This window comes from Streptomyces sp. TLI_105 (genome assembly GCF_900105415.1).
Lineage (GTDB): Bacteria > Actinomycetota > Actinomycetes > Streptomycetales > Streptomycetaceae > Streptomyces.
In genome coordinates this window covers 7,290,613-7,316,561 of sequence record NZ_FNSM01000001.1, presented here as the reverse complement: position 1 = coordinate 7,316,561, position 25,949 = coordinate 7,290,613, and the positions used below count along the sequence as shown (strand labels likewise).

Sequence of the window (25,949 nt, the reverse complement as noted above, 5' to 3'; positions counted from 1 at the left end):
CGGCGGGCGGGCGGAGGGCGGGGTGGTGTGCGGTGTGTTCAAGGGAGGGGCTCCTGACTGCGGGGGCGGGCCGTCTCGGCGCGTGAGCGGTCAGATCCTACGGTCAACCCCGCGGCGTTCGTATGGAGTTGTCCGGGGCACCCTCCCCGTCGGCCGCGGCACCGGGGCGGCCCCGGTCCCGCCGCTCGCCTCCGTCGATCCGCCCGCCCCGCTCGCCTCGGTCACCCCTGGCCTCTCGGTCACCCCTGGTCTCTCGGTCTCCTCGAGCGGCCAGGCCACCCGAAGCACCTTGGTCATCCCCAGCGGCCAGGTCACCCCGAGCATCCTCGTCACCCCGAGCGCCTCGGTCGGCTCGGCGGAGGAGTTCGGCCAGGCCTCGGCGGGTGGCGGCCACGACGACCCGGTCCCCCGGGCCGAGGAGGCGCTCGGGCGCGAGGCGCCAGCCCTCGCCGGAGGGGCCGTGGCCGCCGCTGTCGAGCGCGATGACCCGCCAGGAGCCGGGGTGAAAGGCCTGGGCGACCGTCCGGCCGTCCAGGAGCGGGTGGTCCACGACGTCCACGGCGGCGAAGAGGAGGACACGGCGTTCGACGGGCACGGCCCCGAGGACCTGGCGGCCCATCATGGCGCCCGCGAAGGCGGGCGCGGCGAGGTGGGAGACGCTGCGGCTGCGGGTGAGGGCCCCGGGGTGGGCGGTGCGCAGGGTGCGGAAGACGGCGGTGGCGAAGTCGTCGTCGTAGAGCCGCAGCACGACCCGCAGGTCGGGGATGACGGCGCGGGCCGACAGCGCGGCCTCCAGGTTGGTGATGTCGACGCTGGTCAGGGCGAGGAGGGCGTGCGCGCGGTGGATGCGGGCCGCCTCCAGGACGCCTTCCTCGGTGACGTCGCCGATGACGGTGGGGACGCGCAGCCTGCGGGCGACGGCGATGCCCCGGGCCTCGGGGTCGGATTCGACGCACACCACCGGGATGTTCAGTCCCCGGAGCCGGGCGAGGACGCGGGTGCCGACCTTGCCGAGCCCGAGGAGGACGACGTGGCCGGAGAGTCCGCGCGGCGGGCGGCGCAGGGTGGTCGCGGTGCGGAAGGTGCCGAGGCCTTCGAGGAGGGCGGCGACGATCACCGGGAGCAGCAGGAGGCCGACGAACCCGGCGAGGATCTGCAGGACCTGACGACCGGTCGGTTCGCCGACCGCCGGGTCGCCGATGGCGAAGACGTCGAGCAGCGTCAGATAGGCGGCGTGCAGGGGGTGGTCGCCGGTGGTGAAGGTGGAGGCGAGGGCGAGCGCGAGGACGGCGGCGACGGCGCCGGCGAGGGACCAGCGCAGGCGGCGGGAGAAGAGCGAGGCGACGGGCAGCGCGGAGGCGGCGAGGCGGGCCGCCGGGAGGGCCGGGCCCGCCGGGGTGACCGCTTCGAGGGTGACGGCAGCCCGTCCGGTGGCTGCGGCGACCGTCCGGTCGTCGGGGAGGAGCCGGGGGCCGACGTCGCCGCTGCGCTCGGAGCCCTCGCAGCCGGCCGGGTCGCTGGCGGTGGCCGAGAGCAGGGCGAGCGTGCAGAGCCCGGGGTCGGGCGCCTGGCCGGCGACGGGCGGCCGGTCGACGGCGTGCAGCAGCAGTCCTCCGGCCTGGACCACCTTGCTGGTCCCCGCGACGGCGGCCGCGGCGAGGCCGGGAGCGGCGGTGTCGACGTCGGAGAGGACCGTGGTGGCGGCGTCGAGCTTCTCGGGGTCGAGGCCGGGTTCGGCGACGGCGGCGGCCTGGTCGAGGAGGGTTTCCAGATGCTGGCCCAGCTTGCGGTTGTAGAGCCGGATCACCAGACGCAGCCGGGGGTTGAGGCGGCGGGCGGTGAGCGCGGCCCGGATGTTGGTCTCGTCGTCCTCGTGGACGAGGGCGAGGGCGGCGGCGCGCTCCGCCCCGGCGTCCGTCAGGGCCCGGTCGTCCGCCTCCGACGCCTCGACGACCCGCAGGGCCCCGGTGGGGTCGGTGCCGTCCGCGGGGGTCGCGGCCGTCGCGCCGGCCGCGGTGGTGCGGGTGACGGCGGCGGTCACCCGCCCGAAGAGGGCGAGCGCCCGGCCGGTGCGGCCGGCGGGGGTGCGGGGCGCGTCGGGCAGCGCCGGCACCAGGAGGGTGACCTGCTCTCCGTACACCTCGTGGAGTTCGCGCGCGAGGCGGTGGGCGAGGGCGTCGTCGCCGCACACGATCATGTGCCCGGCGGGGGCGGTGCGGGCCTGCCGCTCGGCCCGGAGGGCGGGCGCGCCGAACGGACCGGCGGGCGTTCCGACCGGCCGGGCGGGGCCGGGGACGGGCCTGCCCGCCGGTCCGGCGGGGGCCGCTCCGGCGACGGGGCCCGGAACGGCGCTGCTGTGATGCGGGTGTGAGGACACGTCACAAGGATGCCCTGCGCCACCGACAGCGGGTCCCGGCCGGGGCGGGCCGTGGAGCACCACCCGGGCGGGTGCACGACGCGCCGCCGTACGCCACACCCGCTACGCCGGTCGGCGCACTCCGATCTGCGCGGTCCGCACCCCCTTCCTACGGTGGCTGAATGATCGTCACGTCAGCTGTCCGTCATGCCGCCGCCGGTTCCGCGGCGCTGCTGTTCGTGCTGCCCGTTCCGGCGGCCGCCGCCTCTTCCGCCACCCTCGTCCCCTCCGTCACGTCTTCCGTCGGGGAGCCCACGCCGCCCGCGCGCCAGTACGTCGACCGGGCGCGCCTCGACCGGCGGGGCACGCAGGTGCAGCGGCTGCCGGGAGCCCCTTCCGTGCCGTCGGTCTCCGCGCTGTCGTGGGTCGTGGCGGACGTCTCCTCGGGCGAGGTGCTCGCCGCGCGGAACGCGCACCGGAAACTGCCGCCGGCCAGCACCCTCAAGACGCTGTTCGCGCTCACCGCGCTCCCCCACCACGCGCCGTCCGAGCGGCACACCGTGGCCGATTCCGAGCTGACCGGGATCGGGGCCGGCAGCAGCCTGGTCGGGGTGAAGGAGGGGTACACGTACAAGGTCTCGGACCTGTGGAACGGCGTCTTCCTCAGCTCGGGGAACGACGCCGTGCACGTCCTGGCGGCGATGAACGGCGGCTGGGAGTCGACGACCCGGCAGATGCAGGAGAAGGCCCGCTCCCTGGGCGCCCAGGACACCCACGTGGTCTCCCCCGACGGGTACGACGCCCCGGGCCAGGTGTCCTCCGCGTACGACCTGGCGGTGTTCGGCCGGGCCGGGCTCCAGGACCCGGACTTCGCCCGGTACTGCTCGACGGCGTACGCGGACTTCCCGGCGGGCTCCTGGTCGTACGGCATCGCCAACACCAACCGGCTCCTGACGGGCGCCGACGGGGTGGACCGCTACCCCGGGCTCCTCGGGATCAAGAACGGCTACACGAGCAACGCGGGCAACACCCTGGTCTCGGCGGCCCGGCGCGGTGACCGGACGCTCGTCGTCTCGGTGATGAACCCTCAGCAGGGCGGCGGGTTCGCCGTGTACGAGGAGGCCCGGGCGCTGCTCGACTGGGGCTTCGAGGCCGCGGGCCGGGTGCGGCCGGTGGGCTCGCTCGCGCCGGTGCGGGCGAAGGCGGCGGCCGACCCGGGCACGCGGGCCGTGTCGGTGGCCCGGAAGGGACGCGGCGCGGAGGCGGCGCCGCCCCGGCCCGGGGCCGAGACGGCGGCCGCGCCCGCGCGGAGGTCCCGGGAGGCGGAGCCCTCGGGCCCGTCGGCCGGCCTTCCGCTGACCCTGGTGGGCTCGGCCTGCGCCGCCGCGCTCGCCCTGTGGGGGTGGCGGCGCAGGACGGCCCGCCGGGCCTGACGCCCCGCCTCATGGACCGCCGGTCGTGCGGCGCCACTGGAGACACCGGACCCGGGTCGTGCCGGCGACGGTTCGGTGGGCGCCGCACGGTCCGGCTTCTAGCCTGCGGGAACACCGCCCGGGGCCGGCCCGGGCGGCCTTCCCGAGGAGTGACGCGATGACGGACCGGACGCCGACGGAGCAGAGGCTGCCGGACGGAGCCCTGCCGGACGGAGCGGCGAGGGACCGGACGCCGACGGACAGGGCGCCGAAGGACCGGGCACCGGCGGACAGGGCCGCGGAGGGACGGTCGCCGTCCGCGCGGATCGCCGAGCGGTTCCGTGAGGTGAACGGCGACCATCCGATGACCGCCGCCGACGACGCGTACGTCACCGCCCAGTTCGTCCCGCTGGACGCGCTGTGCGCCGCGCTCGGGCGGGATCCCGACGAGGTCCGGTCGCTGATGCTCGCGGGGCTGCTGCCGCTGCCCGGCTATCTGCGGTCGGACGGCGCCGAGATGGTGCCGCGCGACCTGTTCGCGCTCGCCGACGCGGCGGGCGGCGCCGACCGCCTGCACGCCTGGTTCACCGGGCACTGGGAGGACCCGGATCGGGGCGACGAGGAGTGGGAGGCGTACCTGAGCGGCCGGTACGTCTGCCTGCACGCGGTCACTCCGGCGAACATCCACCGGAAGGACGAGCTGACGGCGGAGATCGCCGCGCGCCTCGCGGCGGCCGGGGACGACCCCTCGCCGGAGTGGCGCGCCGCCCTCCACGCGCGCGTGGACGAGCTGGACGCCCTGGAGCCGGCGTTCACGGCGTACGACCGGCTGCGGTTCGGCGGGCCGGTCTCGCGGGACACCTGCGTGGAGGCGCCCAGGGCGCTCTTCCCCCTCGCGTCTCGCTGAGCGGCGACCCCGGGGGGCCTGAGCCCCGGGGTCGCCGCTCGTCCGCGCCCGTCAGGCGCCGACGTACTCCGCGAGGTGCTCGCCGGTGAGGGTGGAGCGGGCCGCGACGAGGTCGGCGGGCGTGCCCTCGAAGACGACCTTCCCGCCGTCGTGGCCCGCGCCGGGGCCCAGGTCGACGATCCAGTCGGCGTGCGCCATGACGGCCTGGTGGTGCTCGACGACGATGACCGACTTGCCGGAGTCCACGAGCCGGTCGAGCAGGCCGAGGAGCTGCTCGACGTCGGCGAGGTGGAGGCCGGTGGTCGGCTCGTCGAGGACGTAGACGCCGCCCTTGTCGCCCATGTGCGTGGCCAGCTTGAGGCGCTGCCGCTCGCCGCCGGAGAGCGTGGTGAGCGGCTGGCCGAGGCTCAGGTAGCCGAGCCCGACGTCGGCGAGCCGGGCCAGGATCCGCTGTGCGGCCGGGATGTGCGCCTCGCCGGAGCCGAAGAACTCCTCGGCCTCGGTCACGGACATCGCGAGCACCTCGCTGATGTCCCGGCCGCCGAGGAGGTGTTCGAGCACCGCGGGCTGGAACCGCTTGCCCTCGCAGTCCTCGCAGGTGGAAGAGACGCCGGCCATCATGCCGAGGTCGGTGTAGACGACGCCCGCGCCGTTGCAGGTGGGGCAGGCGCCCTCGGAGTTGGCGCTGAACAGCGCCGGCTTCACGCCGTTGGCCTTGGCGAAGGCCTTGCGGATCGGGTCGAGGAGTCCGGTGTACGTGGCGGGGTTGCTGCGCCGGGAGCCGCGGATCGCGCCCTGGTCGACGGAGATCACCTCCTCGCCGGCGGGGATCGAGCCGTGCACGAGCGAGCTCTTGCCGGAGCCGGCGACGCCGGTCACGACGGTGAGCACGCCGAGCGGGATGTCGACGTCGACGTCGCGCAGGTTGTGCGTCGACGCGCCCCGGATCTTCAGGGCCCCGGTGGGCCTGCGGACCGATTCCTTGACGGCGGCCCGGTCGTCGAGGTGGCGTCCGGTGACGGTGCCGGAGGCCCGCAGCCCGTCCACGGTGCCCTCGAAGCAGACGGTGCCGCCGGCCGTGCCGGCGCCGGGGCCGAGGTCGACGACGTGGTCGGCGATCGCGATGGCCTCCGGCTTGTGCTCCACGACGAGCACCGTGTTGCCCTTGTCGCGCAGCTGGAGCAGCAGGTCGTTCATCCGCCGGATGTCGTGCGGGTGCAGGCCGATGGTGGGCTCGTCGAAGACGTACGTGACGTCGGTGAGCGAGGAGCCGAGGTGGCGGATCATCTTGACGCGCTGCGCCTCGCCGCCCGACAGCGTGCCCGACGGCCGGTCGAGGGAGAGATAGCCGAGGCCGATCTCCACGAACGAGTCCAGGGTCAGCTGGAGCGCGGTGAGCAGCGGCGCCACCGAGGGCTCGTCGAGGCCGCGGACCCAGGCGGCGAGGTCGCTGATCTGCATCGCGCAGGCGTCGGCGATGCTGATCCGCCCGATCTTCGACGCCCTGGCGCCCGCGCTGAGGCGGGTGCCGTCGCAGTCGGGGCAGGTGGTGAAGGTGACGGCCCGCTCGACGAACGCCCGGATGTGGGGCTGCATGCCCTCTTTGTCCTTGGCCAGGAAGGACTTCTGGATGCGCGGGATCAGACCCTCGTAGGTCATGTTGATCCCGGCGATCTTCATCCGGACCGGCGCGTGGTGGAGGAAGGCCTGGAGTTCCTTCTTGGTGTACTTCCGGATCGGCTTGTCCGGGTCGACGAGGCCGGACTCGCTGTAGAGGCGGTGGTTCCAGCCGCCCGGGGTGTAGCCGGGGACGGTGAGCGCGCCCTCGGCGAGCGACTTGGAGTCGTCGTAGAGCCGGGTGAGGTCGATGTCGGAGACCGTGCCCCGGCCCTCGCAGCCCGGACACATGCCGCCGGTGCGCTCGAAGGTCGCCCGCTCGGTCTTCTTGTTACCGCGCTCGACGGTGATCGCGCCGCTGGCCCGGACCGAGGGGACGTTGAAGGCGTAGGCGCTGGGCGGGCCGATGTGCGGCTCGCCGAGGCGGCTGAAGAGGATCCTCAGCATCGCGTTGGCGTCGGTGGCGGTGCCGACGGTGGAGCGGGGGTCTGCGCCGAGGCGCTGCTGGTCGACGATGATCGCGGTCGTCAGGCCGTCGAGGACGTCGACCTCGGGCCGGGCGAGCGTCGGCATGAAGCCCTGGACGAAGGCGCTGTACGTCTCGTTGATCAGCCGCTGCGACTCGGCGGCGATCGTGTCGAACACGAGGGAGCTCTTGCCCGAGCCGGAGACGCCGGTGAAGACCGTGAGCCGGCGCTTCGGGATCTCGATGCTCACGTCCTTGAGGTTGTTCTCCCGCGCGCCGTGGACGCGGATCAGGTCGTGCCGGTCGGCGGCGTGGGGGGCGGACGCCCGCTCGTCCGCCCCCGGGGCTGTGTTCATCGTGTTCATGGCAGTCACGCTAGTGGCGGCACGGGGGCCGTGCTTCTCGATTCCTGATCTCCGCGGTCGTCACGTAGCGTTCCGCGGCGAGGACGGCCTCGCGGGCGGTGCGCACTCCCATCAGGACGCACAGGGTGTACGCCGTGTCCTCGAAGCGCCGGCGGGCCGACAGGTCGCACGGCCTGTCCTGCACGGTCCGCTCCTGGGCGCGGAAGTGCCGGAGCAGCCGGTCGACGGTGTTCCTGTCGGGCAGCAGCATGGCCGTTCTCCTGTCTCCTGAGTCGCTCCATATTCCCGGTCGACGGCCGCGTCCGCGACCCATACGAACACGGTGAGTGACGGTGATGGCCAGGGGCGGCTGTCGGAATGCGCTTCCGCCGCCCATGGCGGAGGGTCGGAGACATGAATCCGAGCACGATTTCGCGCGTCGTCGTCACGGGCGCCACCGGCAACGTCGGCACGAGCCTCATCCGGGTCCTGGCCCGTGAGCCGGGCATCGGCTCCGTCCTCGGTCTCGCCCGCCGCCGGCCCGGCTTCGACCTGCCCGGGGTGGAGTGGGCCGAGCTGGACCTCTCCCGGGACGGGGACGAGCCCCGGCTCGCGCAGTACGTGGCGGACGCGGACGCGGTGGTGCACCTGGCCTGGCGGTTCGGGCCGACCCATGACCCGGTGGAGACCTGGCGGACCAATGTCCTGGGCTCGGTCCGCGTCTTCGACGCGGTGGCGGCGGCGCGGGTGCCGGTCCTGGTGCACGCCTCCTCGGTGGGCGCGTACTCCCCCGGCCCCGACGGCGGCTCCCCGGTGTCCGAGGCGTGGCCGACGCACGGTTGGCCGGGCGCCGCGTACACCCGGGAGAAGGCCTATCTGGAGCGGGTCCTCGACACGTTCGAGCGGGACCATCCGCTGACCCGGGTGGTCCGGATGCGCCCGGCGTTCCTCTTCAAGGAGGAGTCGGCGAGCGAGCAGCGGCGGATCTTCGCGGGGCGGTTCTTCCCCGGACAGCTGATGCGGCCCGAACTGCTGCCGCTGCTGCCGGAGTTCGAGGGGCTCCGCTTCCAGGTCCTGCACACCGAGGACGCGGCGGACGCCTACCGCAGGGCGCTGTTGCGGGACGTCCGGGGCCCGTTCAACCTCGCCGCGGAGCCGGTGATCGACGGGGCGACGCTGGGCGAGCTGCTGCACGCCCGGCCGGTGAAGGTGCCCGCCGGCGCGGTACGGGGTGCCCTCTCGGCGGCCTGGCGGTTGCGGCTGGTCCCCGCCTCCCCGGGCCTCTTCGACGCGCTGCGGCACCTGCCGCTGCTCGCCACCGAGCGGGCCCGGCGGGAGCTGGGCTGGGAGCCGGCGGCGAGCTCGCTGGAGGCCCTGGAGGCGTTCCTGCGCGGGGTCCGCGGGGGCACGGGCGACGACACGGCCCCGCTGGCGGGGCGCCGCGTCGGCTGACGGCGCCCGCCGGAGCCGGGGCGGTGCCCCAGGGGGTGTCTGACCATCCCCCCGCGGGGAAGCGGGGGGCGGCCGCCGGGGCGGGCGCGTCGGTGCCCGTCAGCGCCCGGCGGACCAGTCGACGAGGCGTATGGCCGCGCCGGCGGCCTCACGGCCGCGGCAGTGGGCGCGGTGGCGGCGCAGGAGGGCGTCGATGTCGAGGTGGCGGGCGAACTCGGGGCGGGCGGCGAGGCGCTGGGCGTAGGCCCACAGCGCGGGGTGTGCGGCGACGCGGTCCATGGCGGCGGCGTCGAGGTGCCAGCGGTGCACGGTGTCGAGCTGGACGAGGGTGACCCAGACGTGCACGTCGGCGGCGGTCAGGGCGTCGCCGAGGACGTACGGCCGGTGGGTGAGGCGGCGTTCCAGGGAGCCGAGCGCGGCGAAGAGGACGGTGAGCGGGTCGTGGTGGGCGGATTCGTCGTCCAGCCCGAGTTCGCCGGCGTGCTGGGCGGCCCGGTTGACGCTCCGCTCGCACAGGTCGGCGATCGCGTCGACGGCGTCGCGGTGCGCTTCGGGCAGCAGGTCGGGGCCGTCGCCGCGGAAGCGCAGGGCGAGGTCCCGGAGGATGTCGGGGACGTGGGTGCTGACGATCCGTCCGGTCCAGCCGTCGCTGAGGACGGGGGCGGCGGCCGGGCCGGTGTAGAGGTGGGCGCTCGCCTCGTACAGCGGGCGGAGCGCGGCGTACCCGCCGTCGGGCGTGTCGGGGGTGCCGGGGAGCACGGTGAGCGGGAGCGTGGCGTCGAGTCCGAGCAGGCCGTGGGTGAGGGCGATGCCCAGACACCGGGGGTCGGACGGGTCGACGTGGAGGCGGTAGCGGTGCGGGACGGCGTAGTGGCCGCTGTTCGCGTCGCGGCCGATCCGGCCCCGGAAGACGGGCACGGCGGCGGAGGCGGGCAGGAGCCGGGACGGGACGACGACGGACATGGTTCTCCCTCGGGGGTGCTCGGTGCCTGCTCGGGCGGCGTGCGACGGCGCGACGCGGCCGCGCGGGGCCCGGGGCGGCAGAGGTACGGGAAGAGGAGACGGGCGGACCGCGGCGGGCGTCTCAGCGGACGGGGTGGACGCCTGCGCGGGGACGGTGCCCCGCCGCGCTGCAGACCCGCAGCAGATCGATGTGCCGGCGGGACGTCAGGGGGAGCGGGCGCGGGAGGGACGAGGCGGGCGAGGTGTCCCTCCGGCCGGTGCGTCCCATGATTTCCTACCTGTTCGCTCGGTTTCCCGTCCATGAGTGTCCGGCGGGCCCCGGGCGCCGTCAAGGGTGCGGTACGGGCCGTCTCACGTGCCGGTACGAGTCGCCGCGCGGGCGCACGGCTCCGGCCGCGCACGTGCGGGATAATGCGCGCATGCGCATTTCAGCCAGGGCCGACTACGCGGTGCGGGCCGCCCTCCAGCTCGCCGCAGCCCAGGACGCGGGGCCGCTGAAGGCGGAGACCATCGCGGTGGACCAGGACATCTCGCACAAGTTCCTGGAGGGCATCCTCGGCGACATGCGCAAGGGCGGTCTGGTGCAGAGCCAGCGCGGCGGCAACGGCGGGTACTGGCTGGCCCGCCCGGCCGAGACGATCTCGGTCGCGGACGTCATCCGCTGCGTGGACGGCCCGCTGGTCTCCGTACGGGGAGAACGGCCGCCGGACCTGTCGTACACGGGGCCGGCCGAGTCGCTGCTGACGCTGTGGATCGCGCTGCGGGCCAGCGTCCGGGGCGTGTTGGGGGTGTCCCTCGCGGAGCTCGCGGCGGCGAAGCTGCCGGCCGGGATCGTGGCGCTCGCGGACGACCCGGAGGCCTGGACCAACCCCTGACCGGCCGGGATAGGCCTCGCGCCACCTGCGCCGACCTGACGACGTCTCACTCCTCGACACGACCTTGTCCAGCCCGTGGACGCCCCTTGGGGCCGCACGGTCGCCTCTGTCAGTATCCCTAGTATTCCAGTGGGGATACTAGGGATCGGGTGAGGTGACGTGAGTACGCCGAGGAGATCGCCGAGGAGACCAGCGATACGGACCGCCTCCGCACCGCCCGGACGGCCCGTCGACCGGCCGGGCGACGACGAGATCTGGCCCCGCGTCACCCGCGAGCTCGCCGACGACCTCGCCGTCGACGCCCTCGCCCGGGACCGGGCCGGCAAGGCCCCCTTCGACGAGGTCGCGCGCCTCCAGGAGGCGGGGCTGCCCGGCCTCCTCACCGCGCCCGGACCGACCCGGCGGGGCGCGGACTGGCGGGCCGCCTGCGCGGTCGTGCGGGAGATCTCCGCCGCCGACAGCTCGGTGGGCGAACTCCTCGCCCACCACTACGCGCTGTCCTGGAGCAGCCGCTTCTTCGGCCCCGCGCACGACACCGACGACACGCGCTCCCCCGCGCTCGCCCTCGACGTGTGCACGGCCGAGGAGCGCTGGCTGCTCGCCGGCGGCATCGAACCGCCGCACGTCGAGTCCGCCCCCGGCCTCACGCTCACGCCCGCCGACGGCCCCGGCGGCGGCTGGATCCTCGACGGACGCCGCGCCTTCGCCTCCGGCGTCACGGTCGCCGACCGGCTCGTCGTCGGCGCACGGCCCGGCGGCACCGGCGACCTCCTCGTCGTCCTCGTGGACCCGGCCCAGGCGGGGGTGTTCACGGAGGCCGCCACGGACCGGGTCGGCCAGCGCCTGGCCGGGGCCGGCACCGTCACGTTCGACCACGTCCCGGTGGAGGTCCGGCACGTCCTCGGAACCCTCCCGCACGACGAGCACGCCGTCGCGCCCTTCACCACCCTCGCACCGCTCGCCCTGCGGCTGCTCCTCGTCCAGGTCGGGCTCGGCATCGCCGAGGGGGCGCTCGCGGAGGCCCGGGACATCAGCCGCGCCGGACAGGCGGGCCCCGCCCCCGCCGACCGGACGGGAGGCCCCACGGGCGCGGACGGCGCCGTCGGCGCCGGGGACGACCCGTACCTCCTGCTCGCCTACGGGGAGCTGGCGACGGCCGCGCACGCCGCCGCCGCGGTGGTGGAGCGGGCGACGGACGCCCTCGCCGGGGGGCTGCTCGCCGAGTGGTCGCTCGGCCTGGAGGAACGCGCCGACATCGCCGTCCTCGTGGCGGCGGCCGAGACGGTCACCGGCCGGGCGGCCGTCCACATCACCACGCGCATCCTCGAACTCGTCGACGGCACGGCGGGAGCCGACGCCCACGGCGGCGGGCCGGGCTTCGACCGCTTCTGGCGCAACGCCCGCGCGCTCACCGCCCCCACCCAGGCGGCCCACCGGCTGCGCGACATCGGGGACCACTACCTCCACGGCACCCACGCCCGGCTCACCCTGCTGGCCTGAGCGCCAGGACGGGCGAAGGGGCCGGACGGACCGGCATGTCGGGACGTCCGGCCCTCTCGTCGAGCCGCCGATGGGCCCAAGCTGGAGGGAGGAGGGCCGGCCGGCCGGCGGGCCCGTCATCGCACCGACGGAGGCAGCCTGATGAGTCGTGAGATCGTCGCAGGAGTGGACGGCTCCCCCGAGAGCCTCACCGCGGCCGACTGGGCCGCCCGGGAGGCCCTGCACCGGGGCCTCCCGCTACGGCTCGCGCACGCGTGGCGCTGGGAACCGCTCGACCTGCCCCTCGTCCAGGACCCCGACGCCCAACAGCGCACCGCCTACACCGTCCTGCACGAGGCCGAGGCCACGATCGCCGCCCGCCACCCGGGGCTCGCGCTCACGTCCGAACTGCTCCCCGACGCCCCGGTCCCCGCGCTGCTCGGCACCGAGGACCGGGCCGAGATGCTCGTCATCGGCTCGCGCGGCCACGGCGCCGTCGCCGGCTTCCTGCTCGGCTCGTACGGGCAGCAGATCATCGCCGCCTCCGCCCGCCCGGTCGTCGCCGTCCGGTCCCGCGACGGCGAACAGGCCGAACCGCCCTCGGGACACGTGCTCGTCGGTCAGCTCGGCAGCCCGGAGGACAGCGCGGCCGTGCTCGGCTTCGCCTTCGAGACCGCCGCCGCGCGCGGTGCGGCCGTGCGGGCCGTGCGCGCGTGGAGCCTGCCGCCGCTGTACGCCTACAGCCCGGCCTCGATGCGGCTCGCGGACGAGGCCGGCGGGCTCGTCCCGTACGAGGAGAAGGCGCTGCGCGAGGCGCTCGCCCCCTGGCGCGAGCGGTACCCCGACGTGCCGGTCTCCGAGCACGTCGAGCTGGGCAGCGCGGGGCAGGTGCTGCTCTCCGTCTCGGGCGGCGCCCAGCTGCTCGTGGTCGGCCGACGGGCCCGGCGCGGGGCCGTCGGGCCGCGGATCGGCTCCGTCGCGCACGCGGCGCTCCACCTGGCGCCCTGCCCGGTGGCGGTCATCCCGCAGGGCTGACAGGCTCGGACACGGGTTGACGCGCCGTGTTGACGAGGGGTGTCGGGGCCGCGGGGGCCGGAAAGTCTTACCGCCGTCGCCCCGGTGGCCCTCCCGGCACCGGCCGTCCGGCGACCTCGGCGAGAGAACGGAGCTCCATGCGGCACCACGACCGTCCCGGCCACTCCGAAGCCCTCCAGGCCCCGGCCCACCCCGACGGCTCCGAAGGCCCCCAGGCCCCGGCCCCCTCCGAAGACCCTCAGGCCCCGGCCCGCACCGACGGCTCCGAAGGGCCCCGGCGCCCAGGGCACCCCGACGGCTCCGCCGGTTCTCGGCCACCCGCTCCGGTGGGACGCGCCGGGGGCCGGCACCGCAGAGCCGGCGGGGCGCGGCGGCGCGGCCCGCGCCGTCCGTCGTTCCGTACCGCCGTCGCCCTCGCCGGTTCCACGGCGGTGGTCCTCACGGTGGCGGCCGGGATGTACGTGGCCGCCCCGGCCACCGGGACGCCGGCCGCCGCGGCTCCGCGCGAGGCGGCGGCCCCGGCCCGGGCCGCCACCGGGAAGGCCGCGCGGTTCGTGCAGGACGTCGTCGCCCTCGTCAACGCCGAGCGGGAGAAGGCCGGTTGCGGTCCGCTGCGCACGGAGGGGCATCTGCGGAGCGCGGCCCAGGGGCACGCCGACGACATGGCCGCCCGCGACTACTACGAGCACCACAGCCCGGAGGGCCGGGACGCGGGCGACCGGATGAGCGGCGCCGGGTACGAGTGGTCGGTCTGGGGGGAGAACATCCACCGCGGGCCGAAGACCCCGGCCCGGGCCATGGAGGACTGGATGGACAGTCCCGGGCACCGGGCGAACATCCTCAACTGTTCTTTCAAGGACATCGGCGTCGGGGTGACCCTCGCGGCCAACGGCCCCTGGTGGGTGCAGGACTTCGGCGCCAGACGCTGAGGTCCCGTCCCTCGTCCCCGTCCGCCGTCCCCCTCCCCGTCCGCCGTCCCCGTCCGCCGTTCAGGAGGCGGGGGCGGCCAGTTGCTGCACCCAGATCCTGCCGCGGGGACCGGGCACCGACGCCACCCCGGTGTCCCGGTACCGGCAGTCGAGCATGTTCTTCTCGTGCATGGCCCCGTCCCGCCAGTCCTCGACGACGGTCTCCGGATCGGCCGCGCCGCGGGCCAGGTTCTCCGCCCAGGCGCTCCAGTCGTATCCGGCGGCGGTGATCCGGGCGTCCGCGAAGTCGCCCTCGGGGCTGCTGTGCCCGTAGTAGCCGCGCGCGACCATGTCGCGGGCGTAGCCGCGGGCCGACTCGACCAGCCGGGGGTCGGTCCGCAGCGGGGCGCAACCGGCCGAGGCCCGGAGCCGGTTGACGAGCGCGGTGACCCGCTCCCCCGGATCGGCGGCCTGCGTCGGGCGCGGGGTGCGGCGGGGTGCGGGGGCGGTGGTCGTGGGTACGGGGGCGGCGACGGTGACCGGCGGGCTCGGGGCGGCCGTGACCGGGGCGGTCGTGGCCGCGGGCGCGGCGACGGGCCGGTCGGGCCGGACGTGTGCCTCCGGCCGCGGCGGTACGAGGAGGGCGACCGCCCCGAGGACGGCGACGGCCGCGAACCCGGCGGCGGAGGCGCGCCGCAGCGGGGTCCACCGTCCGCCGGTGCCGGTGGCGTCGGGCAGGTCGGTCGCGTGGGCGGCGTACTCCGTCGCCGGTCCGTCCGTGAGCGTGGCCGCGACCGTCAGGGGCGGGACGAGGCCGATGCCGACGAGCAGGCCCTCGACGGGGGCGAGGCCGCTGCGGCCCGCCACGCGGGAGGTGCAGGCGGCACAGGTGCGCAGGTGGCGTGCTATCCGCTTGCGCCAGAGCGGTGAGGGGCGGCCGTCCCAGGCCGTGACGGTCTCCGTGAGCTCCGGGCACGGCGGCAGGGCGTCCAGGGCGCGGACCACGGCGCGGCCGGTGTCCAGGCGTTCCTTCATCCGCTGGACGCGGACGGCGGCGTGCTGCGGGGTGACGCCGAGGCCTTCGGCGAGCTCAGCGCGGGTGAGTTCGCCTGCGGCTTCCAGCCACCACAGGGCGAGGAGTTCGGCGTCGTCCTCGTCGAGCCAGCGGGTCGCGCGGGCCACGTCGCGGCGCTGCCCGGAGAGACCGAGGCGCAGGATGGTGAGCTCGGTGAAGTCGCCGGCCGGGTCGGCGAGGTCCGTGGCCCGGTCGAGGCCGGGCACGGGCGCCCGCCGGCGCTCGTGCCAGCGGCGCCGTATCCCGTTCATGGCGATGGCGACGAGCCAGGACCGGAAGCGGGACGGGTCCCGGAGGCCGGTCAGGCCGTCGAGGGCGCGGACCATCGTCTCCTGGACGATGTCGTCCGTGTCGGCATGGCCGTCGAGGGCCCGGCCGACGATGTCGTGGACGAGCGGCAGATGGGCGCGGACCAGGGCGTCCCTGGCGTCCGCGTCACCCGCCCTGGCCGCCTCCACGAGGGCGGTGGTGCGTCGCTCGTCGCTGTGCATGGGTGTACTCCCTCATCCCTGGTCCGAGTCCCCCGCCATGGGAGATCCGTGGGTACGGGAGGGATAACACTTCTGCGGGACGGCGGCTATCTCGGGGGTACGGGCAGGCTCGGGACCGTGGCCCCGTTCCCCTCCCGGACGGCTGCCACGACGGCGTCGTGGAGCTCGCGGCTCTCCTCCTCCGATCCGCACGGAACGGGACTGCCCGACATGGTGAACCAGTCGGATGCGCCGCTGTACTGCACGGCCACGCGTGCCTCGCGGTCGGCGAACGTCGTGTGCACGGTCAGATCGCCCGTGACGACGCCCACCTCCTCGGTCAGCACCCCACCTCGCCCGGTGTAGACACCGGCGGTCGTCCAAGATGCCCAGCTCATGCCCTCCAGGGTCACACCGGGGGGTGAGATGCGCCACCGACGGGACCGCCCCGGCCGGAGGAGTTCCGGCCGGGGCGGTGCGGGTCACGCGCCGGATCAGGCGAGGGACGCGACGGCCTCGTTGAAGGTGGCGGACGGGCGCATCACGGCCGCGGCCTTGGCCGGGTCGGGCTGGTAGTAGCCGCCGATCTCGGCCGGGGAGCCCTGGACGGCGACGAGCTCGTCGACGATCTTCTGCTCGTTCGAGGAGAGGGTCTCGGCGAGCGGGGCGAAGGCCTTGGCCAGCTCCGCGTCCTCGGTCTGGGCGGCCAGCTCCTGGGCCCAGTAGAGGGCCAGGTAGAAGTGGCTGCCGCGGTTGTCGATACCACCGAGGCGACGGGTCGGCGACTTGTCCTCGTTGAGGAAGGTGCCGGTGGCGCGGTCGAGGGTGTCGGCGAGGACCTGGGCGCGGGTGTTGCCCGTGGTGGTCGCGAGGTGCTCGAAGGAGGCGGCCAGGGCGAAGAACTCGCCGAGGCTGTCCCAGCGGAGGTAGTTCTCCTTGACGAGCTGCTGGACGTGCTTCGGGGCGGAGCCGCCGGCGCCGGTCTCGAAGAGGCCGCCGCCCGCCATCAGCGGGACGACCGACAGCATCTTGGCGCTGGTGCCCAGCTCCAGGATCGGGAAGAGGTCGGTCAGGTAGTCGCGCAGGACGTTGCCGGTGACCGAGATGGTGTCCTCGCCGCGGCGGATGCGCTCCAGGGAGAACTTCGTGGCCTCGACCGGGGACAGGATCTTGATGTCCAGGCCCTCGGTGTCGTGCTCCGGCAGGTACTGCTTCACCTTGGCGATGAGCTGTGCGTCGTGGGCGCGGTTCTCGTCCAGCCAGAAGACGGCCGGGGCGCCGGTGGCGCGGGCGCGGGTGACGGCCAGCTTGACCCAGTCCTGGATGGGCAGGTCCTTGGTCTGGCAGGCGCGGAAGATGTCGCCCTCGGCGACCTCCTGCTCCAGGAGGACGTTGCCCTCGGAGTCGACGAGGCGGACGGTGCCGGCCTGCGCGATCTCGAAGGTCTTGTCGTGGGAGCCGTACTCCTCGGCCTTCTGCGCCATGAGGCCGACGTTCGGGACGGAGCCCATGGTCGACGGGTCGAAGGCGCCGTGGGCGCGGCAGTCCTCGATGACGGCCTGGTAGACGCCGGAGTAGCTGTGGTCCGGGAGGACCGCGAGGGTGTCGGCCTCCTGGCCGTCCGGGCCCCACATGTGGCCGGAGGTGCGGATCATGGCCGGCATCGAGGCGTCGACGATGACGTCGGACGGCACGTGCAGGTTGGTGATGCCCTTGTCGGAGTCGACCATCGCCAGGGCGGGGCCCTCGGCGAGCTCGGCCTCGAAGGAGGCCTTGATCTCGGCGCCGAGGCCGTGCGGGATGGCGTCCAGGCCGCCCAGGACGGTGCCGAGGCCGTCGTTCGGGGACAGGCCCGCGGCGACGAGCACCTCGCCGTACTTGGCGAAGGTGTTCGGGAAGAAGGCGCGCACGACGTGGCCGAAGACGATCGGGTCGGAGACCTTCATCATCGTGGCCTTGAGGTGCACGGAGAAGAGCACGCCCTCGGCCTTGGCGCGGGCGACCTGCTCGCTGAGGAAGGTGCGCAGGGCGGCGGCGCGCATGACGGCGGCGTCGACGACCTCGCCGGCGATGACCTTCAGCGGCTCGCGGAGCTCGCTGACGGTGCCGTCGGCGGCGGTGAACTCGAAGCGGAGGGTGTCGTCCTTCGCGATGACGACGGACTTCTCCGTGGAGGCGAAGTCGTTCTCGCTCATCGTGGCGACGTTCGTCTTGGACTCGGGGGTCCAGGCGCCCATGCGGTGCGGGTGGGTCTTGGCGTAGTTCTTGACCGAGCCGGGCGCGCGGCGGTCGGAGTTGCCCTCGCGCAGGACCGGGTTGACGGCCGAGCCCTTGATCTTGTCGTAACGCGCGCGGACGTCCTTGTCCTGGTCCGTCTGCGGGTCGTCCGGGTAGTCCGGGAGGGCGTAGCCCTGCGCCTGGAGCTCGGCGATCGCGGCCTTGAGCTGCGGGATGGACGCCGAGACGTTCGGCAGCTTGATGATGTTGGCGCCGGGCGTCTTGGCCAGGTCGCCGAGCTCGGAGAGGGCGTCCGGGATGCGCTGGCCCTCCTCCAGGAACTCGGGGAAGACGGCGATGATGCGGCCCGCGAGGGAGATGTCACGCGTCTCGACCGTGACGCCGGCCTGCGAGGCATACGCCTGGATCACGGGCAGGAACGAGTACGTCGCCAGGGCAGGCGCCTCGTCAGTGTGGGTGTAGATGATGGTCGAGTCAGTCACCAGGTGCTCCGCTCCACGTCTGCGTATGCGAGATTGCTCGACATCAAGATATCTCGTGATCGCCGTCCTCGGTAAAGGGCCCCACGAGCTCTCCGTCGCGCGGGGCGCCGGCGGCCTCGACGAAGGGGCCGCCGAGCCGGTACGGGGCGGGGCCGCCGTCCACGTCGACGCGGCGGAGCAGGAGGAGCGGGAGCAGGCCGGCGGCGGCGACCACGCCCGCGGCGAGGGCCTGGCCGCAGCGGTGCGCGAGCCGGAGCTCCGCCGGGTCGTACGGGGCGGTGGCGGGCAGCGTGAGGGTGTCGCCGAGCAGCCACAGCCCGGCGCCCAGGCCGGCCACGGCGAGGAGGGCGAGCGGAACGGTGGCGAGGAGGCCGGGCAGGGCGGTCCCGCGTCGCGGGGTGGGGCGGACCTTGCCCTTGCGGGCGATGACGGCGAGGAGGCCGGAGGTCACGGCGAGGACGACGAGGGCGGCGGCGATGACGTCGCCGGGCCGGTGCCGCCCCGACGCGATGGTGTACGTGCCGACGGCGGCGGCCCAGAGCGTGGCGCCGCCGACGGCGAGGGCGCGCTGCCGGTGGGGGACGACGAGGACCAGACCGAGGGCGACGCCGAGGGCGAGCGTGGTCTGGGCGCTGGGGAATCCGCTGGGGACGAGGGCGCCGGCGGCGTCGACGACCCGGGGCCGGGGCGCGTACCGCTGGAGGAGCCCGGTGATGGCGAGGGCGGTGACGACCGCACCGGCGGCGGCGCCGGTGAGGGCGTACCGCTTGCGTATGAGGCCGACGGCGAGGAGGAAGACACAGCCGAGGACGAGGGAGAGGGTGGTGAGCCCGGCGAGGGAGGGGTGCTCGCGGAGCACCGTGACGGCCGCGGAGTCGGCGCGCCGGCCGGTCACGGCGGCGTCTCCCCAGCGGCGGCCGGTCGCGGTGAGCACGAGTCCCGCGTAGACGACCGTGAGGACGAGGACGGCCCCGAGGCAGGCACGCCGGGCCCGGGTGCGGGCCCGTGCGCTGAACGAGCCGGCGGCCTCGCCGGCCACGGCGGCGTACCACCAGGTGTCACCGGTCTCCAGCGGCCTCGGGGAGCCGCCGGCGCGGAGCCTGTCGTAGGAAGCCATGCCCCGATTCGAACCCACGCACGCCCGTGGCGCCCGCTGGACGCACCCGAACGACACGCCGGGGCACGAGGACCGGGCCGGGCTCGCGGATGCCAGGAGACCGCACACGGCGGCGTCCGCCGCCGGGGCCGGGCACGGATGGTGTCAGCGGTCCCCGCGCGGGACCTGCGCCAGGACCAGGAGGACGAGCCCGCCGAGCGGGCCGAGGAGGGTCGCCACGCCCAGGCCGTAACGCAGGACGGGGTCGTCCGCGAACTGTCCGCGTGCCTGGAGCGCGAACGCCGCGGCCGTCGCCGGCTGCCCCCAGCCGTACGGCGCCGGCCGGGAGACGCGGCGCCGCTGCCAGAACGGCATCCAGCCGGTGCGGAGCGCGGCCGCTCCGGAGAGCGCGAGCAGGAGCGCCGACGCGCCCGGAATGACGACGTACCGGTCCATGTCCGCCCCCTGGTCCCCGGGCCGGTGCCGGAGCTCGGCGCATCATGCCACGGCGAGACGACCGCGGTCGCGGTCGTGGCGGCGGGTGCCGTAGAGGGTGAACGCCGTGTTCACCAGGGCGACGTGACTGAGCGCCTGGGGGGTGTTGCCGAGCTGACGGCACGCCACGGGGTCCCATTCCTCGGCGAGGAGGCCGACGTCGTTGCGGACGTCGAGGAGCCGCTCGAAGACGGCCCGGGCCTCGTCGGCGCGGCCCGTCATGGCGAGCGCGTCGGCGTACCAGAACGTGCAGGCGACGAAGGTCCCCTCGGTGCCGCCGAGGTCGTCGAGGTGGTGCGTGCCGCCGTCCCGGACGTCGCCGTACCGGCGCAGGAACCCGTGGTCGTCGAGCCGTTCCATCGCCCGGACGGTGCCGAGGACGCGGGGGTCGCCGGCGGGCAGGAAGCCGAGCCGGGGGATCAGCAGGGCGGTGGCGTCGACCTGCCGGCTGCCGTAGTACTGGGTGAAGGAGCTCTGTTCCTCGCTCCATCCCCGGGCGCAGATCTCCGCGTGCAGTTCGGCGCGGAGCGCCTGCCAGTGCGCGAGGGAGCCGCGCAGTCCGGCGACGCGGGCAAGGCGGACGGCCCGGTCGGCGGCGACCCAGGCCATGACCTTGGAGTGGACGAAGTGGCGGCGCGGGCCCCGGACTTCCCAGATGCCCTCGTCGGGCTCCCGCCAGCGCTTGCCGAGGTACTCCAGGAGCGAGGCGACCAGGGCCCAGGCCGCGGGCTCGAGGACGACGCCCGCGCGGACGGCCGAGTAGACGGTGCTGAGCACCTCGCCGTAGATGTCGAGCTGGAACTGGCCGACGGCCGCGTTGCCGAATCTGACGGGCTGTGAGTTCTCGTAGCCGGGCAGCCAGTCGGCGTTCGTCTCGGGAAGCCGTCGCTGGCCCTCGACCCCGTACAGCGGCTGGAGGTCGTCGGGATCGCCCGCGACGGCGCGCAGCAGCCACTCGGTCCAGGCCAGCGCCTCCCTGCGGTAGCCGCTGCGGAGCAGACAGGAGAGGGTGAAGGTGGAGTCCCGCAACCAGCAGAAGCGGTAGTCCCAGTTGCGGCTGCCGCCGATGGACTCCGGGAGGGAGGAGGTGGCGGCGGCGACGATGCCGCCGGTGGGGGCGTAGGTGAGGGCCTTGAGGGTGAGCAGGGAGCGGAGCACGGCCTCGCGCGCGGGGCCTTCGTAACGGAGTGCGGCCGCCCAGTCGTTCCAGAAGTCGAGGGTGCGGGTGAGCGCGGCGGCCGCGACGTCGGCGGGCGGGGCGGGTGGCGGCGGGGCGTGCGAGGGGCTCCAGCCGAGGACGAAGGCGACCCGCCGGCCGGCCGTGACGGTGAACTCGCAGCTCGTGCGCTCCCGGGTGACGTCGAGTTCGACGCCGGGCCCGCAGGAGAGGTGGGCGGCGTCGGGCCCGGCGATGGAGACGACGGTGTGCCGGTCCGTGGAGCGGGTCCAGGGGACGATGCTGCCGTGGTGGAACCGGACCCTCAACTCGCCGCGCACGGCCACCCGTCCCTCGATCCCCTCGACGACGCGGATGACCCTCGGGCCGCCGTCGGCCGGGAGGCCCAGCGAGCGGGGCGGCATGAAGTCGGTGACCCGGACCGTGCCGGAGGGGGTCTCCCAGAAGGTGTCGAGGACCAGCGTGTCGCCCCGGTAACTCCTGCGCGTGCAGCGGCTGTTGCCGACGGGAGCGATGATCCAGCCGCCGTGGTCCGGATCGCCGAGGAGGCCGGCGAGGCAGGCGGGCGAGTCGAAGCGGGGCGCGCACCACCAGTCGACGGACCCGTCGGTTCCGATGAGCGCGGCGGTCTCCAGGTCACCGACGAGGGCATAGTCTTCAATTCGCCCTGCCATGACCGGATTGTATTCCTCTCGGAGAACGCGCGCAGAAATGACCTGGTGACAGAACGGGACGCTCCCTCTCCTCCTTCCCCATCCCTTCGCGGACGACCGCATATTCTTCCGTTTTCCTTGACGGCGTCACCCCGGGCGCAGGATTCTGGAAAAGCGGTCCGGTCACCGAAAGGCCGAACCGACGAGTCAGGGCGTACCGATGAGTAGCGGTTCCCCATGAGCGGTGATTCGCACCCCCTGCGCCGGTCCACCGACCGGGCGCCCCGTTCCGACACCCGGACGGTGAGCCTCGTCCTCACGGTCCGCCCCGGTGACGGGCGCCCGGGAGCGGCGCTCGACCGGCTCCTCGACCAGGTGCCGTCGAGCGTGCGGGAGGTCGTCCTGGTCGGCGGGCCCGCCGGGGAGAGCGCCGCGCGCGAGGGGCTCAGCGTGCTCCGGCTCGGCGACTGGGACTTCAGCCGGGGCGACATCCCGCACGCGGCCCTGCTCGCGGCGACCGGGGACCTGGTCGTCCTGATGAACGCCGACGGCACCATGTCGCCGCACGAGATCCCGCATTACCTGCACTACCTGGAAAGCGGTTACGACTTCGTGAAGGGCTCGCGTTTCATCGCGGGCGGCGACTACGCCGACTATCCGCTGTCGCGGCGTCTCGGACATCGTGCGCTGCTGCGGATCGCCCACCGGCTCTACGGCCAGCACCTCACGGATCTCTGGTACGGATTCTGTGCGTTCCGGCGCCCTTTCGTCGATCTCCTCGACCTGCGCGAGGACGGCGTGGAGCTCGGGGCCGAACTCGTCACGCACGCGCTGCACTACGGGCTGCGCGTCGCCGAGGTGCCGAGCCTGGAACTGCCGCGCCGTCACGAGCGCCGTCACGGTCCGTCGCACCCCCGCACGATCCGCGACGGCGTCCGCATCCTCGGCGCCCTCCTCGCCGAGCGGCCGCACAACGCCCTGTCGCGCCTGGCGCACGGGCCTTTCCGCGGCTCTCGCGGCTCCCCCGACGGCCCGGGTTGACGAACCATATCAAACAGTGCTATCGCTGAAGAAAGCAACATTTCAGGACAGACCAGGCCTTGAGCGCACATCCTCGGCAGGGTCGGTTGACGGAAGAGGCTCGCCGTGACCTCCAGTCCCCTCAGCCGAACGCCGGTGGCACCCGTTCCGCACCCGTTGCGACGTGTGACCGACTGGCCCCTCGCCGACGCCCGGCGTCGCCCGCTCTGCCGCTCCCCGCGCACCGCCACCGCCCACCCGGCCCGCCGGGCCTCCGACCGGATCGGCCCTGTCGTCCCTCCGCCCCGGAGCCGGACGTGCCGGCCGCGGGGCGCCGGGCGCCGGCGGCGCGCCCGTACGACCCACACGCGTGCCGCGCGCCACGGCAGCGGCTCAGGCCCATCGGCCTGCCCGCCCGGGCCGGCCGCGACGCCCCGCTCCCGCACTTCCGCGGCCCCTCCCCCGCACGAGCGCAGGTTCGCTCGCGCCCTGGTCCCCCCGCGTGACCGCAGACCCGCCCGCGCCCCGATCCCCCCGCACGAGCGCAGGCCCGCCCGCGCCCCGATCCCCCCGCACCGCCTGCCCGGCCCCTGCGGGGCCCGGCGCGCGGCCCGCGAGGCGGCCCCGCGGGTTCCCCGGCTTCTTCCCCGGCTTCCTTCGTCGGCGGCCGGGAAGCGGTGGAGGCGGACGTCATGACCGCCTCCCGAGCGCCTCTGCTCGTCGCGGTGTCGGGACCCGACACCGCCGGCACCTCCTCGCTGGTGCGCCGGCTCGCGGCACTGCTGCGCGAGCGCGGGGTCACCGTCGTCGTCCTCTCCTGCCACGGCTGCCTCCTGTGCCGCCGGCTCCCGGTTCCGTCCCACGTGAGGGAGACGGAACCGGGCCGGGGCGCGTGGGCGCGGCGCGCCACGGATCCCGAGCGCCGGGGACCCCGGCCGCGCCGTGTCCACGCCTTCCTCGACGCGGCCGAGCTCGCGGCGCGGCTCGCCGCGGCCCGGCTGCGGGCACGGACGCGGGCGCGCGGCGGGCAGGCCGTGCTCCTGACGGACCACGGGCCGCTGGACGAACTGGTGAGGTTCGGCTTCCCCGCCGGCTCCGCCGGCGGGGCCGGCTTCCGCCGGATCGCCGACGGCTACGGTCTCACCCTCCTCGTGGAGACCGGCCCCGAGACCTTGTGGGGCTTCGGCCCGAAGAGCGCCGCGGACTCGTCGGCCGCCTGGTGGGACCGCTGCCTCGGCTGGTCGCGGCGGCTGCCGGGGATCGTGTGGCTCGACGGCGACAGGGCTCCGGCCCTGGTGGTCGAAGCGGCCCTGGAGCGGATCCTCGACGTGATGCGGGAACGGGAACGGGCGGCCGCCGTGCCGGAGGGCGGCACGGCCGGAGAGCGACGGCACGTGGTGGTGTCGGTCTACGACGGCGCGGACGCCCCCGCCTCCCGGAGCGGCGGAGCGCTGGTGGCCGGCAAGGTGGCCCGGCGGCTCGCCGAGGACTTCCGGGTGACCGTCGTGACGGCGGGCCGGCGCGGCGGCACCGAGGACCGGGACGGCATCCGTTACGTCCGGCTCCCGGTGGGCCGGGCGGGCCCTCGCACCGGGCGGCTGCTGTTCCTCGCGCTGCTGCCGTTCGCGGCCCGCCGGATCCGCCACGACCTGTGGCTGGAGAGCTTCACTCCCCCGTTCTCGACGAGCTTCCTGCCCCTGACGACCGGCGCCCCCGTGATCGGCATCGACCAGGGCCGCCACACGGAGACCCCGTGGCGGCGGTGTCGCGTCCCGTTCCTGCTGGTCGAGCGGCTCGGCCTGCGCTGCTACCGGCACATCGTGGCGCTGAACACCGCGGACGGATCGACGATCCACCGGCTCAGTCCCAGGGCCGACGTACAGGTCATCCCCAACGGGGTCGACCAGCGCCTCCTCGACGAGACCCTGCTCGGATCCGGGCAGTTCATCCTCTTCCTGGGCCGGATCGACACCTGGGTCAAGGGCCTCGACCTGCTGCTCGACGCCTACGACCGGGCCCGGCCCCCGCTCGACCTGCTGCTCGCGGGCAGTGGCGTCCCCGCCGAGGAACGCCGCCTCGCCGCGCTCGTCGCCGCGCACGCCCCCGGCCCGGAGCCCCGGATCCACTGGGTGGGGTACGCGGGGGAGGAACGCAAGCGCCAACTGCTGCGCGACAGCGCCTTCCTGGTGATGCCGTCACGGCACGAGACCTTCGGCCTGGTGGCCCTTGAGGGCATGTCGTACGGCAAGCCCGTGCTCCACTTCGACCTGCCCGCGCTGCGCTGGATGCGGGGCAGCGGCGACGTGGCCGTGCCGCCGTTCGACGTGGCGGCGTTCGGCGCGCGGATGACCGAGCTGGCCACGGACGCCGCGCTGCGCCGCCGCCTCGGCCACCGCGCCGGGATCACGGCACAGCATTACGCGTGGGACGAGGTGACGGGCCGCTATCTGGCGCTGGCCCACCGGCTCCTGGACTCCCCCACCGCCGCGCGGCGGCCGAGGAAGAGGGGGGCGTCATGGCAGACGACCCGCTGACCGCCTTCGTCCGGACCGTCCTCGGCTCCGACGTCCCGATGATCGTGCTCTCGCCGCACCTGGACGACGCCGTGCTGTCCTGCGGCGCGCTGCTCGGCTGGGCGGGGCGGCGGGCACCGGTCACGGTCGCCACGCTCTTCACGGAGGCCGCGCCCCCGCCGTACACCCTCTCCGCCCGCCGGTACCTGAGGCAGATCCGGGCCGGTGACGCGGAGGAGCTGTTCGCCGACCGGCGCGAGGAGGACCGGCGGGTCCTGGAGCTGCTCGGCGTGGACTGGCGCCACGTCGGCCTGGTCGACGGGTTGTTCCGGCGACTGCCGCGGGCCCGTCCGGGCGTGGGGCGGCTGGCCCCGCTGCTGCCCGAACTGGCGCACGTGTACCCGACGTACCGGCTGCACCTGTCCCGGGGCCGGGTCTCCGAGCACGACGCCGAGACCCTGCGCGTGGCCGGGGAGACCATCGAGGCGCTGCTGCCCGCCCGCTCCGGCGGCCTGGTGCTCGCGCCGCTCGGCGTGGGCGGGCACGCCGACCACGTCCTGGCCCGCACCGCCGCCGAGCGCAGCGGCCGCCGGGTCGTGTACTACAGCGACTTCCCGTACGACCAGACGGCCGCCGCCGACGCGGAGTTCACCGGGCGACACCGTCTGGTGGCCCGCGCCTGGGATCGGGACCTCGACCGGAAGGCGGAGCTGGTCCGGGGCTACCGGACGCAGGCCGACGCGCTGTTCCCCGGGGGCCGCATCCCTCGCGCCCCCGAGGTGTACCTGCTGCCGGCGACCGGGGACACGACCGTCTCCCGGGATCCCGCCCGGCTGCGCGGCACGAGGGCCCGGTCCGCCGGCGGTGTGCCGTGACCGGGCCGCTCGCCCCGATCTCCGTGCCGGCCGCCGCGGTG

At 75.0% G+C, this 25,949-nt stretch carries 20 protein-coding genes; 10 read left to right on the top strand and 10 right to left on the bottom strand.

The window, feature by feature from the left end; genetic code table 11:
• Window positions 1-103: 103 nt before the first annotated feature.
• Window positions 104-2,197 (bottom strand): potassium channel family protein, encoded by a 2,094-nt coding sequence (locus BLW86_RS33365; protein WP_256341728.1) that lies wholly within the window; start codon window positions 2,195-2,197, stop codon window positions 104-106.
• A 341-nt stretch (window positions 2,198-2,538) separates the two neighbouring features.
• Here BLW86_RS33365 and BLW86_RS33360 point away from each other — a divergent pair, with 341 nt between their 5' ends.
• Window positions 2,539-3,789: a D-alanyl-D-alanine carboxypeptidase family protein gene (locus BLW86_RS33360; protein ID WP_093877470.1), complete on the top strand. Its 1,251-nt coding sequence runs from the start codon at window positions 2,539-2,541 to the stop codon at window positions 3,787-3,789.
• 157 nt (window positions 3,790-3,946) lie between these two features.
• Window positions 3,947-4,675 carry a DUF6058 family natural product biosynthesis protein gene (locus BLW86_RS33355; protein ID WP_256341502.1) on the top strand — a complete coding sequence of 243 codons (729 nt, stop codon included), beginning with the start codon at window positions 3,947-3,949 and terminating at the stop codon, window positions 4,673-4,675.
• Between the two features lie 51 nt (window positions 4,676-4,726).
• Here BLW86_RS33355 and BLW86_RS33350 read toward each other — a convergent pair whose 3' ends face one another.
• Window positions 4,727-7,114, bottom strand: a complete 2,388-nt coding sequence (locus BLW86_RS33350) for an ATP-binding cassette domain-containing protein (RefSeq protein ID WP_093879005.1) — start codon at window positions 7,112-7,114, stop codon at window positions 4,727-4,729.
• Between the two features lie 19 nt (window positions 7,115-7,133).
• The gene (locus BLW86_RS33345; protein WP_093877469.1) at window positions 7,134-7,373 is read right to left on the bottom strand and encodes a DUF5133 domain-containing protein; all 240 of its coding nucleotides are present in this window, start codon (window positions 7,371-7,373) and stop codon (window positions 7,134-7,136) included.
• Window positions 7,374-7,516: 143 nt separating this feature from the next.
• On the opposite strand from BLW86_RS33345, the gene BLW86_RS33340 reads away from it, so the two are divergent.
• Complete coding sequence (locus BLW86_RS33340; protein WP_093877468.1) at window positions 7,517-8,554, top strand: NAD-dependent epimerase/dehydratase family protein; 1,038 nt, start codon at window positions 7,517-7,519, stop codon at window positions 8,552-8,554.
• Window positions 8,555-8,653: 99 nt separating this feature from the next.
• Here BLW86_RS33340 and BLW86_RS33335 read toward each other — a convergent pair whose 3' ends face one another.
• Entirely contained in the window at window positions 8,654-9,517 is an 864-nt protein-coding gene (locus BLW86_RS33335) for a glutathione S-transferase C-terminal domain-containing protein (protein WP_093877467.1), read from the bottom strand.
• A gap of 419 nt (window positions 9,518-9,936) precedes the next feature.
• Here BLW86_RS33335 and BLW86_RS33330 point away from each other — a divergent pair, with 419 nt between their 5' ends.
• From BLW86_RS33330 to BLW86_RS44135, 4 genes are all read left to right on the top strand, one after another.
• Complete coding sequence (locus tag BLW86_RS33330; RefSeq protein WP_093877466.1) at window positions 9,937-10,392, top strand: RrF2 family transcriptional regulator; 456 nt, start codon at window positions 9,937-9,939, stop codon at window positions 10,390-10,392.
• A gap of 159 nt (window positions 10,393-10,551) precedes the next feature.
• The gene (locus BLW86_RS33325) at window positions 10,552-11,892 is read left to right on the top strand and encodes an acyl-CoA dehydrogenase family protein (RefSeq protein ID WP_093877465.1); all 1,341 of its coding nucleotides are present in this window, start codon (window positions 10,552-10,554) and stop codon (window positions 11,890-11,892) included.
• A 141-nt stretch (window positions 11,893-12,033) separates the two neighbouring features.
• Window positions 12,034-12,906, top strand: a complete 873-nt coding sequence (locus BLW86_RS33320) for a universal stress protein (protein ID WP_093877464.1) — start codon at window positions 12,034-12,036, stop codon at window positions 12,904-12,906.
• A 137-nt stretch (window positions 12,907-13,043) separates the two neighbouring features.
• Window positions 13,044-13,835 (top strand): CAP domain-containing protein, encoded by a 792-nt coding sequence (locus BLW86_RS44135; protein ID WP_093877463.1) that lies wholly within the window; start codon window positions 13,044-13,046, stop codon window positions 13,833-13,835.
• A 60-nt stretch (window positions 13,836-13,895) separates the two neighbouring features.
• Here the strand turns inward: BLW86_RS44135 and BLW86_RS33310 are convergent, their stop codons facing one another.
• The 6 genes from BLW86_RS33310 to BLW86_RS33285 form a co-directional block, all read right to left on the bottom strand.
• A complete protein-coding gene (locus tag BLW86_RS33310; protein WP_093877462.1) occupies window positions 13,896-15,380 on the bottom strand; it encodes a sigma-70 family RNA polymerase sigma factor in 1,485 nt (494 codons plus the stop codon).
• 86 nt (window positions 15,381-15,466) lie between these two features.
• Window positions 15,467-15,757: a hypothetical protein gene (locus tag BLW86_RS33305; RefSeq protein WP_093877461.1), complete on the bottom strand. Its 291-nt coding sequence runs from the start codon at window positions 15,755-15,757 to the stop codon at window positions 15,467-15,469.
• A 96-nt stretch (window positions 15,758-15,853) separates the two neighbouring features.
• Window positions 15,854-18,079 (bottom strand): NADP-dependent isocitrate dehydrogenase, encoded by a 2,226-nt coding sequence (locus tag BLW86_RS33300; RefSeq protein ID WP_093877460.1) that lies wholly within the window; start codon window positions 18,077-18,079, stop codon window positions 15,854-15,856.
• 43 nt (window positions 18,080-18,122) lie between these two features.
• Window positions 18,123-19,196, bottom strand: a complete 1,074-nt coding sequence (locus BLW86_RS33295) for a phosphatase PAP2 family protein (protein WP_093877459.1) — start codon at window positions 19,194-19,196, stop codon at window positions 18,123-18,125.
• A gap of 144 nt (window positions 19,197-19,340) precedes the next feature.
• On the bottom strand, window positions 19,341-19,631 hold the full coding sequence (locus BLW86_RS33290; protein ID WP_093877458.1) for a hypothetical protein: 291 nt from the start codon (window positions 19,629-19,631) through the stop codon (window positions 19,341-19,343).
• Between the two features lie 42 nt (window positions 19,632-19,673).
• Entirely contained in the window at window positions 19,674-21,521 is a 1,848-nt protein-coding gene (locus BLW86_RS33285) for a glycoside hydrolase family 15 protein (RefSeq protein WP_093877457.1), read from the bottom strand.
• A gap of 216 nt (window positions 21,522-21,737) precedes the next feature.
• Between BLW86_RS33285 and BLW86_RS33280 the strand changes: the two genes are divergently transcribed.
• The 3 genes from BLW86_RS33280 (at window position 21,738) to BLW86_RS33270 (ending at window position 25,908) form a co-directional block, all read left to right on the top strand.
• Window positions 21,738-22,541, top strand: a complete 804-nt coding sequence (locus BLW86_RS33280) for a glycosyltransferase family 2 protein (RefSeq protein WP_093877456.1) — start codon at window positions 21,738-21,740, stop codon at window positions 22,539-22,541.
• Window positions 22,542-23,212: 671 nt separating this feature from the next.
• The gene (locus BLW86_RS33275) at window positions 23,213-25,054 is read left to right on the top strand and encodes a glycosyltransferase family 4 protein (RefSeq protein ID WP_143060297.1); all 1,842 of its coding nucleotides are present in this window, start codon (window positions 23,213-23,215) and stop codon (window positions 25,052-25,054) included.
• Complete coding sequence (locus BLW86_RS33270; RefSeq protein WP_093877454.1) at window positions 25,036-25,908, top strand: PIG-L deacetylase family protein; 873 nt, start codon at window positions 25,036-25,038, stop codon at window positions 25,906-25,908. The genes BLW86_RS33275 and BLW86_RS33270 overlap by 19 nt, the downstream gene beginning before the upstream one ends.
• The last annotated feature ends 41 nt before the right edge of the window (window positions 25,909-25,949 follow it).